Annotated in this window: 10 protein-coding genes and 1 pseudogene; 5 read left to right on the top strand and 6 right to left on the bottom strand. The window is 55.8% G+C overall.

Features of this window, described 5'->3' with window-relative positions; translation table 11 throughout:
- Positions 1–42 precede the first annotated feature (42 nt).
- From H4F65_RS13185 to prlC, 3 genes are all read right to left on the bottom strand, one after another.
- Positions 43–1,938 carry a bifunctional metallophosphatase/5'-nucleotidase gene (locus H4F65_RS13185; RefSeq protein WP_010281686.1) on the bottom strand — a complete coding sequence of 632 codons (1,896 nt, stop codon included), beginning with the start codon at positions 1,936–1,938 and terminating at the stop codon, positions 43–45.
- A 152-nt stretch (positions 1,939–2,090) separates the two neighbouring features.
- Entirely contained in the window at positions 2,091–2,837 is a 747-nt protein-coding gene (rsmJ, locus tag H4F65_RS13180) for a 16S rRNA (guanine(1516)-N(2))-methyltransferase RsmJ (protein WP_010281687.1), read from the bottom strand.
- A complete protein-coding gene (gene prlC / locus H4F65_RS13175; RefSeq protein WP_010281692.1) occupies positions 2,834–4,876 on the bottom strand; it encodes an oligopeptidase A in 2,043 nt (680 codons plus the stop codon). Before prlC ends, rsmJ begins: the two co-directional genes overlap by 4 nt.
- A gap of 320 nt (positions 4,877–5,196) precedes the next feature.
- Here prlC and H4F65_RS13170 point away from each other — a divergent pair, with 320 nt between their 5' ends.
- The 4 genes from H4F65_RS13170 (at position 5,197) to H4F65_RS13155 (ending at position 10,446) form a co-directional block, all read left to right on the top strand.
- Positions 5,197–7,746: a TonB-dependent receptor gene (locus H4F65_RS13170; protein ID WP_010281693.1), complete on the top strand. Its 2,550-nt coding sequence runs from the start codon at positions 5,197–5,199 to the stop codon at positions 7,744–7,746.
- 179 nt (positions 7,747–7,925) lie between these two features.
- On the top strand, positions 7,926–8,438 hold the full coding sequence (locus H4F65_RS13165) for a sigma-70 family RNA polymerase sigma factor (RefSeq protein WP_010281694.1): 513 nt from the start codon (positions 7,926–7,928) through the stop codon (positions 8,436–8,438).
- Positions 8,435–9,424, top strand: coding sequence for a FecR domain-containing protein (locus tag H4F65_RS13160; RefSeq protein WP_010281696.1), 990 nt, complete (start codon positions 8,435–8,437; stop codon positions 9,422–9,424). The genes H4F65_RS13165 and H4F65_RS13160 overlap by 4 nt, the downstream gene beginning before the upstream one ends.
- Positions 9,425–9,624: 200 nt before the next feature.
- Positions 9,625–10,446 carry an energy transducer TonB gene (locus H4F65_RS13155; protein WP_010281700.1) on the top strand — a complete coding sequence of 274 codons (822 nt, stop codon included), beginning with the start codon at positions 9,625–9,627 and terminating at the stop codon, positions 10,444–10,446.
- A 10-nt stretch (positions 10,447–10,456) separates the two neighbouring features.
- Here H4F65_RS13155 and H4F65_RS13150 read toward each other — a convergent pair.
- Positions 10,457–10,751, bottom strand: a pseudogene (locus H4F65_RS13150) (DUF2623 domain-containing protein).
- Between the two features lie 220 nt (positions 10,752–10,971).
- On the opposite strand from H4F65_RS13150, the gene H4F65_RS13145 reads away from it, so the two are divergent.
- Complete coding sequence (locus tag H4F65_RS13145) at positions 10,972–12,663, top strand: molecular chaperone HscC (RefSeq protein WP_010281702.1); 1,692 nt, start codon at positions 10,972–10,974, stop codon at positions 12,661–12,663.
- Positions 12,664–12,707: 44 nt separating this feature from the next.
- Here the strand turns inward: H4F65_RS13145 and H4F65_RS13140 are convergent, their stop codons facing one another.
- Both H4F65_RS13140 and H4F65_RS13135 read right to left on the bottom strand, forming a co-directional pair.
- On the bottom strand, positions 12,708–15,425 hold the full coding sequence (locus tag H4F65_RS13140) for a J domain-containing protein (protein WP_010281704.1): 2,718 nt from the start codon (positions 15,423–15,425) through the stop codon (positions 12,708–12,710).
- Positions 15,425–16,129 carry a DUF1266 domain-containing protein gene (locus tag H4F65_RS13135; protein ID WP_234830628.1) on the bottom strand — a complete coding sequence of 235 codons (705 nt, stop codon included), beginning with the start codon at positions 16,127–16,129 and terminating at the stop codon, positions 15,425–15,427. The genes H4F65_RS13140 and H4F65_RS13135 overlap by 1 nt, the downstream gene beginning before the upstream one ends.
- Positions 16,130–16,156: the final 27 nt, after the last annotated feature.

Below are 16,156 nucleotides of genomic sequence, written 5' to 3'. Positions count from 1 at the left end.
ACACAGGCGGTCAGCGATCTTGGATTCCCGCTGAAGTGTCGGTTAGTTAATGGCCGCGATAATCGTCAGTTGATCGTTCAGCCGCTGTTTGGTCAACGCGTTGGTGGCGCTGTCGCGCTGTTGCGTCAATTCCGCTACGCGTTTTTCTCTCTGTGCGGTATCCGGCAGCAGTAATGCTTTCACGTTGATGGATTGCACGTTGCTGTAGCGACCGTCGTCTGAGGTTGGCACGCTGATTTTCCCGTTGTTGAGCAGCGATTCGATGATGCGGCGTTCGCGCTCATAGCCCTGCAATCCTGCCAGCTTCCAGCGCTGCGGCACCGTACCCTCGTATTGGCCTTTTTTCACTTCGGTCAGATAGCGGATGGTCAGGTTACGAATTGTGCCTGCCTCTTCGCCATATTCCACTTTAGTATCCGACAGTACCGGGAACTGCATGCCTTCCAGCACGCCGCCTTTCTGCGTCAGGTGGCCCATGCGGTAGCTGTTCATGCCCAGACGAATCGGCATGTCGTCGGTAACCGGCGTGCCGTTATTCATTTTCAGGTCGGTGATGCGCTGCCCGGCGGGTTTCGTCAGATCGATGGTGTACGTCACGCCGTCGAAGAAATCATTGGTGGAATACTTGGACGCGCGGCGCTGCGGATTGAAGCTGTAAGTCACATCGCCATCCTGCAACTGGTTGAAATAACCCGCTGACCATTCCATGTATTTCTTCAGTTCTTTACCGGTGAGCTGATAAACCGTGATCTCGCCGCCAGCGTATTGATAGTTAAAGGCAATGTCTTTCGCGGCGATGGTGCCGACGTTCAGCTTAGGCCGGTCGTTATCGATTTGCAGTGCGACAACCTGCGCTTTAGGGGCGTAATGACGGCTGGCTTCCTGGAACAGGGCGCTGATGCCCGTGTCCTGCACGTGTACCTGAGGAATGCCTTTCACGGCATCTTGCGGCACCAGATCGTGCCCGAGGAGCTGCGCAATCGGACGGTTAGCGTTGGCGCGCAGGGTATTGTGATAAGGCTCGTAGATGTCTTCCATCTTGCGGTCAGAATCCACGTCCTTAATCGAATAGGTATAGCTGTCTTTGTTGATCAGCACGTATTTGCCATTCTGCTGTTCAAACTGCAAATCGATGCGCGACAGTGCGCGGCCATATCTGTCCGGTTCGGTGACGATCACGCCATTAATCACCTCTTTGTCCACTTTTACGTGCATATGGCCTGCGACGATGGCGGCTAATTCAGGATTCGCGCGGGCAATATCACCGACGCCGGTGCCCGGTCGTTGGTTCTCGTTATCGATGCCCATATGGGCGACGAGCACGATGGCATCCACGTTGCCGTGGATTTGCTGGATAACGGTTTTGACCGCCCCGACGGGATCGGTAAAGTTCAGCCCTTTCACGCGGTCAGTGCCTTTGGCGAATTCCGCGGTCATCGGCGTATCCATACCGATGATGCCAATCTTCACGCCCTGTCGTTCGACAATTTTATAGGCGGGTAAGTAAGGTTTACCGCTTTCCCAAAAAATGTTGCCCGCCAGCGCGGTGCCTTTGAACTGGTCAAGCGAAGTGGAAAGCACGTTCAGGCCGAAATCGAACTCGTGGTTGCCCAGCACCCAGACGTCATAATTCAGGGCGTTAAAACCGAGGATCATCGGGCTGGTTTTGTCATTCTTGAAGGTTTCGACAAAGTTGCCCTGAATGGTATCGCCCGCATCAACCAGAATCACATTCGGCTGCTGCGCACGAACCTTATGCACCTGCGTGGCGATCTGACTCAGGCTGCCAGCCATGTTGGCGGTGTCGGTGGCATAATCCCAGGGAACAAAGGTGCCATGCAGATCGGATGTCCCCAGAATCGTAATATTGACGGGTTCTTGAGCGGCCATAGCAGAAGTACTCAAACAAAGCAGAAGTGACAGAAGCGTTTTTTTCATTATGTCATCTTAGTGTCATAAAAGGTGATAGCGTGGAATTATGCGATTTGCTTCTCATTAGTGCCACAGACTTTGCAAAAGCAGCGTAGGAAATGCGAAGCAGGCTAAGTTTTTAGTCGCCGATACGCTTAGCGTCGCGGCGATGAGATTGTTCAGGCGGGAAGATAGAAATCAAAACGGTGGCTTTTGGTTTCCAGCATAGACTGTGCCGGTACGCCAGCCAGCGGCGGTGCATAGTCTGGCCGCTTCACCACGACGCGTTTTTTCGCCAGCGCACGGGCGGGCTCCAGCAGCGCATCGGCATCGTCATCCGCACCCACCAGCGACTGAAACACCCGCATTTCTTTCTTCACCAGCGCGCTCTTTTGTTTATGTGGGAACATCGGATCGAGATAAACCACATCCGGCGGCGGCGTGATATCGCGCAGCGCGGTCATGCTCGACGCGTGCAGCAACGTCAGCCGCTCCCGTAGCCATGGGCCAATTTCTGCGTCCCGATAGCCACGCTGCAATCCGTCGTCCAGCAGTGCCGCAACCACTGGATTACGCTCCACCATGCGTACGTGGCAGCCTAATGCGGCCAGCACGAAGGCATCGCGCCCCAGCCCGGCCGTCGCATCCACGACATCCGGCAGGTAATCTTTTTTGATACCGACAGCTTTGGCAACAGCCTCGCCGCGTCCGCCGCCAAAGCGGCGACGGTGCGCCATCGCCCCACCAACGAAATCCACGAAAATAGCACCGAGCTTCGGTTCGTCCTGCTTACGCAGTTCCAGACGTTCCGCAGTCAGCACCAGCGCCATGACCGCATCGGGATCGGAAACCAGACCCCAGCGTGCGGCCAGAGAAGATAAGGCGCCACTATCGGCGCCTTCCTCTGCGATTAAGCAGATGCTCATCCTTTGATGCCGTAATGCGCGAGCATGGCATCCAACTGAGGTTCACGGCCACGGAAGCGTTTGAACAGCTCCATCGGCTCTTCGGAGCCGCCGCGGGTCAGGATGTTATCCAGGAATGACTGGCCGGTTTCACGGTTGAAGATACCTTCTTCCTCGAAGCGGGAATAAGCATCCGCCGCCAGCACGTCCGCCCACAGATAGCTGTAATAGCCTGCGGCATAGCCGCCCGCGAAGATGTGGCTGAACGCGTGCGGGAAGCGGCCCCAGCTTGGGCTTGGCACCACGGCCACCTGCGCTTTGATTTCGGCCAACGTCGGCAGAATCTGTGCGCCTTTCGCAGGATCAAACTCGGCATGCAGGCGGAAATCGAACAGGCCGAATTCCAGCTGACGCAGAATGAACAGCGCGGCCTGATAGTTCTTCGCTGCCAGCATTTTATCCAGCAGTTCCTGCGGTAGCGGTTCACCGGTTTCGTGGTGGCCGGAGATAAAGGCCAGTGCTTCCGGTTCCCAGCACCAGTTTTCCATGAACTGACTCGGCAGTTCGACCGCATCCCAAGGTACGCCGTTGATGCCAGCGACACCGGCGGTATCGATCTGGGTCAGCATGTGGTGCAGGCCGTGACCGAATTCGTGGAACAGCGTGGTGACTTCGTCGTGAGTAAACAGCGCGGGTTTGCCGTTGACCGGACGGTTGAAGTTACAGACCAGATAGGCGACTGGTTTTTGCAGTTCACCGTTGCCTTTACGCAGTTTACCCGCGCAGTCGTCCATCCAGGCTCCGCCACGCTTGTGTTCACGGGCGTATAAATCGAGGTAGAAGCTGCCGCGCAGTTCACCGCTTTCATCGAACAGATCGAAGAAGCGAACGTCCGGGTGCCAGACATCGACGTCTTTACGCTCTTTGGCGGTGATGCCGTAGATGCGTTTAACCACTTCGAACAGGCCGTTCACCGCGCGTTCTTCTGGGAAGTATGGGCGAAGCTGCTCGTCGCTGATGGAATATCGGTGTTGCTTCTGCTGTTCGCTGTAGTAGGTGATATCCCAGGCCTGCAATTCTTCTACGCCGTAGTGTTCTTTGGCGAAGGCACGCAGCTGCGCGAGTTCTTCTTCCGCCTGTGGACGAGCGCGTTTCGCCAGATCGGTCAGGAAGTCGAGTACCTGCTGTGGGTTTTCCGCCATTTTGGTCGCCAGCGACTTGTGCGCATAGCTGTCGAAGCCCAGCAGCTGTGCCAGCTCGTGACGCAGTGCCAGCTCTTCTGCCATCACCTCACTGTTGTCCCACTTACCTGCGTTCGGCCCCTGATCGGAGGCGCGCGTGCCGTAGGCACGGTACATCTCTTCGCGCAGCGCCTGATTGGTGCAGTAGGTCATCACTGGCAGGTAGCTTGGGATATCCAGCGTCAGCAGCCAGCCGTCTTGTTCTTTGGCTTCAGCCTGCGCCTTGGCGGCTGCCAGCGCGCTTTCCGGCATGCCATCCAGCTCGGCGACGTCGGTAATCAGCTTGCTCCAGCCCATCGTGGCATCCAGCACGTTGTTGCTGTACTGCGAACCAAGTTCGGAAAGGCGAGCGGAAATTTCGCCGTAGCGTTTCTGTTTTTCCGGCGACAGGCCGATACCGGACAGCTCAAAATCGCGCAGCGCGTTATCCACGGATTTTTTCTGCGCCAGGCTCAATGCGGCATAGTGCTCGCCGTCGCGCAGGCTGCGATAGGCCTGATAGAGTCCGGCATGTTGGCCGACCCAGGTGCTGTGTTCAGACAGCAGCGGCAGACATTCTTCATAAACCGCACGCAGCTCTGGGCTGTTCTTCACCGCGTTCAGGTGGCTGATGGGGGAGAAGATGCGGCCAAGACGATCGTCGCTGTCTGCCAGCGGTTGGCACAGATTATCCCACGTAAACGGCCCCGCTTGCGCCACCACGCGTTCTACCGTCTCGCGGCATTCATCCAGTGCGGACTTCACCGCAGGGACAATATCTTCCGTTTTGATGCTGGAGAACGGGGGCAGGGTAAATGAGGTCAGTAATGGATTCGTCATGGTGCCGTCCTGATAATTGTGGGTGATCTCGTTGCCGGTAAGTGGAATCTGTTGAATAAAGGCCGGCAAGGCGGATATCTACTGCGGATTAATCACTAAGATGAGGTCAAGCGCCGTGAAAATCAATGGCGGAGGCGGTGCACCTCGTGAGCAACGGTGCGTTTTTTCGTCATAAAGCATCCCGTACGTTACCTGAACGCGGTCGTTAACACTGTGCTAAAGACGTTTCTCTGAAATTTTTTGCACTTTTTCTGCCCGATTTGGTTTTTCGCGTGACCTACCTGATGTGTCTTTTTTTTCAATATTTCAGGGGAATGACAATGGCGATAAATAATCATAAGGGTGGGGGCATCGCGCATAAACCTACCTTGGCTGTAGCGCGGGCAGTGCATCTGGCGCTGTCCGGCGTGTTGATCTTGAGTGCCGGAACGGTCAGTTCGACGCTGGCGGCGGAAACGGTCGCTTCTGCCGCAGCACCGACAGTGGCGTTTTCCATTCCGGCAGGGCCGCTCGGATCTACGTTGCAGGCTATTGCCAGCCGCGCCAATGTCATTCTCACGTTTTCTCCCGATCAAACACAGAATAAAACCAGCGGGAGCGTGCAGGGAACTTACACCGTTCAGGAAGCCTTTGCGGCTGCGCTGGCGGGAACGGGACTGAGTGCGGTCCAGACGGCCACGGGCTATCGGCTGGAATCCACGCTTGCCGCCGTGGGAAGCGACGGCAGCCTGATGATCCCGACGCTGTCGGTTGTTGGCGGAACATCGGACAGCGCCGCCGCCGGACGTTCGGTGTTGCGTCAGGCCGATGTTGACCGCGTCCAGGCCGATAATATTGCCAGCCTGCTCGATAAGCTCCCCGGCGTATCGATGGCGGGGTCTCCCCGTCCGGGTGGGCAAAGCCTGAATATCTGGGGCATGGGCGACATGGAAGACGTCAAAGTCGTGCTGGACGGCGCGCCAAAAGGCTTTGAGAAATACCGTCAGGGCTCGGTGTTTATTGAGCCTGAGCTGATTAAGCGGATCGACGTCGATAAAGGGCCGCATGATATTCGCAGCGGCAACGGCGGCTTCGGCGGCACGATTCACGTTGATACCAAAGACGCTGGCGATTTGCTGTTACCGGGAGAAAATTTCGGCGGGATGGCCAAATACAGCTATCACACCAACGATCGGCAAAATATTTACAGTGGCGCGCTGTATGGCCGCACGGAAGACGGAATGGCTGATGGCCTGCTCTACATGAGCAAGCGCGATGGCGACAACATCGAACGCCCTGACGGCACGCGCTTTGTCTATTCGACCAGCGATATGGCGTCCTATTTACTGAAGACTAACATCTATCTGACGGACGCTCAGACGCTGACGCTCTCTGCCATGCGCTCCGAATCTGACGGCTGGCAGCCGTTTGCTGCGAAGCGTGATGATATGACAGCACCTTCACAAAGGGACATTGATCGCTACGGTTGGGAAGAAGCCTGGCTACGCAAGCTGGTTTACCGCGATCAGGTGGATAAGAACTACTCGCTGAAATGGAACTTTGCGCCGGAGGATAAGCCGTGGCTGAATCTGACGGCGTCATTTGCCACCTCAAAAACCGAACAGCATGACAAACGCCCTGATTCGGCGTCACAAGACAGTTTTCTGGGAACGCTGGGGAATGAAAGCTGGGTGAGCTATAAAGATCAGCTGGCGGAGGTCAGTAACGAAAGCCAGTTCACGACCGGCCCGCTCGATCATAAACTGCTGGTGGGTATGCGCTGGCACCAGCATAAGCGCGACACGCTGATCTATTATCCATCCGGTAAGAATAACGCCGAGTATAACTACGGCTATTTACAGCCTTACTATATGCCGGCTGGCGATCAGGAAACGCGTAGCCTGTATGTGCAAGACGCTGTGACGCTGGGGAGCGTGACGATTACGCCGGGTGTGCGTTATGACCATGTGACCAATACTGGGCGGCCCAACGTTGCTCCGCGTTATAACAGCAGCAACCCGGCTGCGGGGCATGACTACAACAGCGTGACCTATACCGGCTGGTCGCCACGCATTGGGGCGTTGTGGAAGGCGACGGACAATCTGTCGCTGTTTGCCGATGCCAGCCGTACCTGGCGTGCGCCCGTCATTGATGAACAATATGAAGTGCAGTCAGCGACCTCGGGTGTGCCGGGAAGTAGCCGTAATCTGGACGTGGAAAGCATCAAAGCATTTCGGCTGGGGGCGATTCTGGACTTCAACAACCTGATGCTGGAAGAAGACAGTCTGCAAATCCGCACCACGCTGTTCCGTAACCGTGGCAAAAACGAAATTTTCAAACGCACCGGTGTTTATTGCGCGGCATCTTCCCAGACGGGCAGCAATTCCTCCTGCGCCGGGCCGTTGTCGGTTTACCGCAACCTGCCGGGATATACCATTGAAGGGGTTGAGATTGAATCCTTCTACGACAGCCGCTGGCTGTTTGGCAGCCTGTCTTTCTCTTCGATTCGTGGAGAACGTGATGCATCTCCGCGTAATCCGTGGGGCAATAAAACCTGGGTTGCCGAAATCCCACCAACGACAGCACACGCCACGCTGGGCACCAAAATTCCGCGTCTGGATATGGCCGTAGGTTGGACGGGGGACTTTGTGCGCAAGCAGGATCGTTCACCTACAGATGGCGACCCGCTCGCTTCTGGCTGGGCGTTACCGAAGACGAAGGGATATGTGCTGCATGGTCTGTTTGCCAGTTGGCAGCCGCAGACGATAAAAGGATTCGAAGCGCGTGTGACGGTTGATAACCTGCTGAATACTGACTACTACCCGTATCTGGGCGAATCCGTATCCGGCGTAGGACGTAACGTGAAAATCAGCGTGTTACAGCGTTTCTGATTGCGATGTTCGGGGCGGTTAGGCTCGCCGCCCCGTTAGCGGATGATGTTGCATGGGCGTAATGCAAATTCAGCAAATTTGAATAATTTTCATTTCGGAACTTGACAGTCAGAGGGAAAAAACATAAATAAGAACGATTATCATTCTTATGTTTAAATAGTGCTCTGGGGTAAAGTTCGATGGTGAGGAAAGCGACGGCCAGCGTTAATGACTTTGCCCAGCAGCTCTATTTCGATCACCACCGCTGGTTGTGTAACTGGCTGCGTCATAAACTGGACTGCTCCCAGCATGCGGAAGATCTGGCACAGGACACGTTCCTGAGCGTGCTGATGAACCCAGAACTGCTCACTATTCGCCAGCCGCGCCCGTTTCTGGCTACCGTGGCTCGCCGTTTGGTCGCCAACCATTACCGCCGTAAAAAGATTGAAGATGCCTATCTGGATGTGCTGAGCACGCAGCCGGATGCCTGTATGCCCTCTCCAGAAACGCGTCTGCTTACCCTCGAAATTCTTGAACAGCTTGATGCTGCATTAGACGGCCTGCCAGCGCCGGTCAGGGAAGCTTTTCTGCTGGCGCATCTCCACGGTATGCGCTACAGCGACATCGCCGAACGCTTGCGGGTTTCCAGCAGTTCGGTGAAACAGTATCTGCAACGCGCCAACCTCCAGTGTTTCTTTGCGCTGCCACTATGAACGATCGCACTTTTTATCGTGACCGACAGGGTCAGCCGATTCAGCCGGACAGCGCACGTGAAGCCGTGGCGTGGCTGACGCAACTGATGTCCGACAGCGTCACGGAACAGGATCGCCGCGAGTGGCAGCGTTGGCGGGAAGCCTCGCCGGATAACGAACAGGCGTGGCAGCATATCGAATCCGTGTGTGCCAATCTCGGTCAGCTTAACGCTCGGGCAGCACACCAGAGCCTGTCGACGCTTAACGGTATGCAGCGTCGCAGCGTACTCAAAGCGCTGGCGATTCTCTGTCTGACCGGCGGCGCTGGCGTGGCGGGATCGCGCACCGACCTCTGGCAGTCGTTGACGGCGGATTACCAGACGCAGGTCGGTGAACAGCGCCATGCGGTATTGGATGATGGCACGACGCTGCTGCTGAATACGCAGACGGCGCTGAATGTGGCCTACGGTGATGACCTACGCCAGCTCACGCTGATTCGCGGTGAAGTCATGATCGAAACCGGTCAGGTGGAGAAGGCCGCGTTGTATCCGCGTCCTTTCATTGTGACGACGGCACAGGGAAAAGTGCAGGCGCTGGGGACGCGCTTTAGTCTGCGAGTACAGGATGAACACACGCAGGTGGCGGTGTATGACGGCGCGGTAAGGCTTCATCCGCAGCAGAACGGTCAGGATATACAGGTGGTGAAAAGCGGGCAGACGGCGACGTTCACCACGCAGCGCTGTGGCCAGATAGCGACGACGGAGGCAGAGCCTTCTTGGGTGAAAGGACAACTGCTGGCAGATAATCAGCGTCTGGTGGATTTTGTTGATGAACTGAGTCGCTATCGCAGCGGTATCATTCGTTGCCAGTCTGAGGTGGAGAGCCTGCGGTTTTCCGGCGTCTTCCCGCTGTCGGATACCGATAATATTTTAGCGGCGCTGGTCGAGGCGCTCCCTGTACAGGTACGTTATTTCTCTCGCTACTGGGTTCAGATTGCTGCGCGATAAAATATCCTGCTAAAACGTAATAACATTACTTTTTATGCTGTTTTCACTTTTTTTCTGCCCGATCCCCGTAGCTGAACGACTTACTATTATCTGCTGTCCGTTTTATACCTAACGATGTGATGAAGAACGCATGATGATCTCCTCAGAGCCCCATTCATTGAGAGTGCCCCCCTTTCTCCACGGCGAGGGGCAGTAGGCTAATGGCTGCACAGACGCTGAAATACAATACGGTGCGGCCCGCCACGACGGTTCGTTGGGGGAGCGGCTGGCTGCTGGCATTGGCGCTACACGCCGGGCTGATTGTCTGGATTAGCTACCATGCGCTTGATTCTTCCATTGAAGCGCCGCCGCCCGCCATGATGTTAATGGTGGCGGATAGTGTGCAATCAACACCCAGCCCTCAGGATGCGCCTGTCGGCCCGCAGCAGACGCTGTCCACGCCGCAAGAAGCGGCGACTCAGCCGGAAAAAATGACGCAGGAGGTGCCGCTGCTTGCGCCCGCGCCGAAACCGGTGATAGCGGCGGCACAAAAGGAAAAGCCGCAGCCGCAGAAAAAAGTGCAGAAAAAAATGGAAAAACCGGTGCAGGAGACCACGCCACAGGAAGAGATTGCGCCATCGGAAAAACCGCCCGCACCCGTCACCAGCGCGCCGCTGCCGGGCAGCAGCCAGCAAGTTGCTGCGCCGTATAACAGCGATGCCGCGCAGATGCACAAAGGGGTGGCGGACTGGAGCAGCCAACTGCTGGCACACCTGAGCCGCTATAAACGGTATCCGGCGCAGGCGGTGCGGCAGCGATTGCAGGGCGTCGCCCAGATTCGCGTGACGTTGGATCGGACGGGGAACGTGCTGGCCGTTTCGTTAGCCAGCAGCAGCGGCGTGATGCCGCTGGATAAGGAATCTGTCGCCTTGCCGCAGCGTGCTCAGCCGCTTCCGGCTCCGCCAGCAGAGGTGATAGGGGATAATGCGCAGCTCACCATCACCATCCCCATTAGCTTTGATTTACGGGAAGCGCGCCGCTAACTGGCGTTCACTAGCGCGGCGTGTGCGCATCATAGCCTGCATAAAAAAAACCGAATCGCGTACGGGTTGCCTTGTTCGGTAAAGAACTCTGCGACTCTCTCCCGCTCCAGCCCGTAGCGGCGTGACAACAACCCTGCCTCGAAGGCGGCCTGCTGGCGGTCGCCCTTGGTTTCAGCCAAATTGTGAGCATAGCCACAGATATAGCCGCGCCGATAGTCGTAGCAGTAGGGATTAATGTCGTTGGTGGATTTTGGGTTGGCGGATCTCAGCCCCGCGAGGACGCCCCGCTCAAAATGGTTTCCCATGATAATGCTCCGTGAATGATCGTTATATAGTAAATAATATAACGCTTATTTATCACTCACCAGATCTGTTGAAAAATATTCCTGAATCTGTCGTGCGCGGTCTTTTCCCGATCAGTATGTATATACTATTGCCCTGCTCGCCGAACGGGCTACTGATCTGCGCCTGATGGGCACTCTGGGAATAAGTAGTGTACGGAATGGTTAAATAAGGAATAACAGCATGACGCACCCGCAAGACGCTTCTCTGGCGATTGGTATCGATCTGGGCACGACGAACAGCCTGATTAGCGTTTGGCAACATGGCGAGGCCCACCTGATACCGAATGCGCTGAATGATCACTTCACGCCCTCGGCCGTCAGTATTGATGAAGACGGTAGCATTCTGGTTGGTAAACCCGCGATTTCCCGTTTGACCACGCACCCGCAGGTGTCGGCGTCGCTGTTTAAGCGTTACATGGGGAGTAAGAAAGCCTTCCGACTCGGGGATAAAACGTTCTCTCCCGCCGAACTGTCGGCCATGGTGTTGAAATCGCTCAAAGCCGATGCGGAAAGTTACCTCGGGCACCCCATTAAGGATGTGGTGATCTCGGTGCCAGCCTACTTCAGCGATGAACAGCGTAAGCAGACGCGTTTTGCGGCAGAACTGGCCGATCTGAATGCCGTTCGCTTAATCAATGAACCCACCGCTGCTTCTATGGCCTATGGCTTACACACGCAGGAGTTAGGGCGTTCGCTGGTCTTCGATTTAGGCGGCGGCACTTTTGACGTCAGCGTGTTGGAATACGCGTTTCCGCTAATCGAAGTACACAGCTCGGCGGGCGACAACTATCTGGGTGGAGAAGACTTCACGCAGGTGATGGTGAAAACCTGTCTGAATGCGTGGAAACTTGAGGATTCGGCGATTCCCGCGACCGATCTGGCACGTCTTTACAGCCTCGCAGAAGCGTTAAAATGTCAGCCTGGCTTTCCTTCTCAATCGAATGAGCTGGTATGGCACTGGCGCGAGGAAGAATGGCGCATCGTACTGGATAATGAAGAAATCGACGCCGCCTGGCTGCCGTTGATGAACCGCATTCGCGCGCCAATAGAACAGGCGCTGCATGATGCCCGCCTGAAGCCTGAGCAGCTAGACCATGTGGTGCTGGTCGGCGGGGCATCAAAGATGTCGGTTATCCAGAAGCTGGTGGCCAGGCTGTTTGGCAAATTACCTTATCAGCATCTGGATGCCGATACCGTGGTCGCCAAAGGCGCGGCGGTGCAGGCCGCCTGTCGGTTGCGTGAGCAGGACATCGAAGAAGTGATCCTGACGGACGTTTGCCCGTATACCCTCGGGATTAAAACCGCCAACGACAAACAAAGCGGTCTGTTTTCCCCGATACTGGAGCGCAATACGGTGGTGCCGACCTCGCGGGTCGAGACGTTTTCCACGGGTTCCGCCGGACAAGACAATATCTGCATCGCGATCTATCAGGGGGAAAGCCCTTACGTCGATAACAACGTGTTTATCGATGAATTCACCATGCCGATAAAAGCGAAATCGTATAAGCAATCCATTGAAGTACGTTTCAGCTATGACATCAATGGGCTGCTGGAAGTGGATGTTAATCTGCCGGACAGCGGCGATAATTTCACGAAAGTGATCGATCGCAGTCCGACCGGCCTGAGTGCCGAGCAGCAGCAGAAAAGTCATCAGAAACTGCAAGCGCTGAAGATCCACCCCAGAGATAACTTGATGAACCGCAACCTGCTGGCGCGGCTGGAAAAAGCCTGGGCGCAGACGCGTATGGAAGAGCGGGAACAGATTGGCTTCTGGCTGCGGGATTTTGAACAGGTGTTGGCAGGGCAATACTCTCCGGCGATTGACGAAACGCGGCAGCGTATTGAGCAATATCTGGATGAGGTATCTCGTTGATATTTGGGCGGCGTGTCATTGCTACGCCGCCCGATTCACTGTCGTCAGCTAGGCGTGGTGTCCGTTTCGACTTTCTTGCCAGCCGGCGGCGGCCCGAATTGGTTCCAGCGCTTAAGACTCGGTGTCAGCAAGGGGAGCAGCAGAAACAGCGGTATGAGTAGGGTGAAGAAACTCATCACCCACGGCATATTGGAACCGATATCGTTATAGCGTCGACGCGTCGCACTCAGCAGATTGAGCACGATGAGCACCATCAGCAGCCCTTCAATAAACGCCGGTGGCGACCCAATCCAGTCACTCGCGCGATAGAGAAAATAGCTTCCCAACCCGGCCTGCATCAGAAAACCGAGACGGCCGATGCGAGCGTTCGTGCGCCACAGTTGCCACCAGTAGCTCTTTTTAGCCTGTGATGCCTGGAACTGACGTTCACGCCGATCGGCACATTGCAGCAGCACTTTCGACACCAATCTCAGCGTAACGTCTTCGTGCGGATAGGACAGATGTTCGGTTAGAAATTCCTGATCGCTGTTATCGAATAATGACGTGTCATCCTTCGCACAGTTCTGAATCAGCTTGCCGATGAGCGTGACCCGTTTGTCGTCGGAGAGCTGTTTTAGCTGTTTCTCCAGTTCATCCGACCCTTCGGTAAAGGCAGTGCGGATCGCATCTTCCTGCTCCCTTTCTACGGAAATAGCGGCCAGCCGCTCAAGGTGTTGCCCGACCTGTTCTTCCTCTCCCATAAGGGCATAACACGCGTGGAAAAAGATCTGGTAGATGATGGGCGATTTCGCCAGTTCCGCCTGCCAATGCTCATCGGTAAGATAAAAATGGCTTGCAGCGGACTCGCTGTAAGTCTCCCTGCTGCTGAGATATTCCTCAATAGACGCGGGGAAGTTCATCCAGCAGTGATAGTGCAGCGGATCGGTGAGTTCCAGCTGTTTTTTCAACGGCGTTACCGCATCACCATCGTGGCACTCTGCCTTGCGGAAGAGCCGAGAGAGCGAATGTGCAGGGTGGGTTAAGGCCAGTTCGGGCAGCACCGATTGACGCGGTAAACCCAGACAAGAGGTTGGATCGGTCATCATTAATGCGATCAGAATAGCCTGTCTCAATTCCTCTTTAGCGCTGAGATCCTGCGGTGTCTCCGCTCCTTGCGGCACCAGAGACACATCGCACTGGTAGCGTGCGGATAGCTCGACCAGACAATCGTTGATCGGGTCGATGTCTTCCGTATGTATGCCGCTGCGATACAGCTTGTTCAACTGATTCAGCGACAGCGGACGCCATTGTCGCAGCCAGGTTTGCGCTTGTAGCCAGGCGGACGATTTCTGGTTAGTGAATATGCTGGGCAACGTTTCTTCTGACGGCGAATACAGCCATTCCGTGAAGGCGTGAATCGCGCCGGAAGTGTGCAGCCAGGATAGGCGCTGTGTCGCCTGAAACTGTAATCCCTGTAAGATCAACGCATACAGCGGTTCCTCGGGCAACGGCTGCGCCAGAATGTCCTGCAACAGGCGTTCATTACCCACGGTTAACATGCTGGCGTGCCAATACAGGCGATCCTGAATCGCCTCCCCGCTGTGCAGCAGCAGATGTCGGTAGATATCCTGCAAATCCTGTTTGCCCAGCTTCCAACGGGCATAGCTTTCTGCCATAGGCGACAGCGGCAGTTTCAGCGCCTCCCCCCAGCGTATCAGCATCTGGGTGTTGTGCTGAGAAATGAAGAAACGCTGGCGCGGATCGTCCAGCGCTAACCCTGTCAGGTCTGGCGCTGGCGTATAGTTGAACGACTGAATCAGTAAGGGAAGCGCATCCGGCTGATGCTGTTTGCACCAGTTAATCAGCCATTGTTCCGCCTGTGCATGGCGGGTTTGCTGATAAAGCGTCAGCCACAGCGTAAAGGCCTGCTCGTTTTCTCCGGTAAGCGAACAGAGGCTGGCGCTGAGTTCGAGCCATTCCGCGTCGTGTGGAGTCGCATCCAACTGTTGTAGACAGTAATCGCGCAGGATGGCGTTGGGTACACCGGCGTGGCTGTGCCAGCGCACGAGCTTTTGCATCAGCGTAGGGCTATCGGGCCAATAAATTGCGGTCGGGGTGCGCAGCAGGGTGCCCAGCATGAACGCCGGCCGATTCCAGTACATGCCATTGGCCTGCTGGAAATAGAAGATAGTTTCCAACTGTGCGGGCAGATTCAGGTGCGATAGCAGGGAAAAATCGAACAGATCCTCATAGCCGAGTGAGTCGAGGAAGTGGCGGACATCTTCCACCCCGTCGCCGGACAGCTCCCCTTGTCGCTGTTGCCAGCGCAGGCGTTCGGCCAGTATGCGGACACAGAGAATTGAGATACAAGACTCACTCATCAAGCGCTGAAGCAGCGGCCAGCGAATGCGATCGATCACTTCGAAATCCTGCTGATTCAACAGCTGAATGTAGCGCTCCCAGTGCAGCGGAACGAAACGTTCGGCTGGGTTGCTTAACAACTGCTCAAACGCGTTAACCAGCGCTTCTTCCTGTTCAGCGGAGGCCTTCTCGGTTGCCGAGGAGGCGTTTTGTGATTCGGCGGGGGTCTGCTCTTCTTCACCCGACAGTACGGGATTCTTCGCCAGCTTACAGGCGGTGTCGTACGCATCGCGCAGCTGTTTAAAGCCCTCGGGGTCGGTTTCCGGGTGAAACTGCGGTACTTTCTGACGATAAGCCTGACGGATAACATCCAGATCCTGAGTCGGCTCAATGCCTAGTCGCTGCCAGCATTGTGTGTCCATTATATTTCTGCTTCTGGTAAGGACTCGGGCTTATCCATTTCTATCGGATCAACATCCCAGTCGAGGTCATGAATCGGGCAGTCCGGGTGAGTATAGAGCGTGCCGATCTGGTCAATGTAGTCAGGATTCTGGCTAGCGTTGCTGAAAATGTAGCGCTGGCACTCAGGGTCTTCTTCATCCAAGGTGAGCCAGTAGGTGCGGCCGATTAAGAACGCCGCGTAATAATTCTCCCAACTGCGGTAGTAGTAGCGCGCCCTGTCGGCCAGCCGGGTGTGAATCCACAGGTTCTCTTTCTCGCTAATCCAGCCGTTGAGTAATCCGATGCGGCTCAGGAAACTCATGCGCCCCAGATCCCAGGCACGGATCCCGCCTTCACCGCATAGCGCGGCCGTTTCGCTCACCAGCGCGAGTGCACCCTGTACGTCTTCAGATTGATTGGCGCAGTGCTGCTGCCATTCGGATGCCGTCAGGTGGTGCCAAAGGTGATAGTAATACGCCAGACGCTCGGCGTGGCCGCCGTCTGTCATATCGTTAATCATTGAGATCAGGCCTTCGCGGGAAGTGATGCCCCAGCTGTTGCTCAGACTGACGGGTTCACCGGGCTCATAAAAGGTCGGCTCGTAGAAGCGGGCACCGTACTTGATGTTGAGTGCGACCATCGGGGCGGAAAGCGCCATCAGCCAGCGCTGATATTCAGGTTCCATCAGAATAACGTCCAATTCCATCATGGT

Source organism: Pectobacterium brasiliense (assembly GCF_016950255.1).
Lineage (GTDB): Bacteria > Pseudomonadota > Gammaproteobacteria > Enterobacterales > Enterobacteriaceae > Pectobacterium > Pectobacterium brasiliense.
This window is presented reverse-complemented; position numbering and strand designations above follow the sequence as displayed.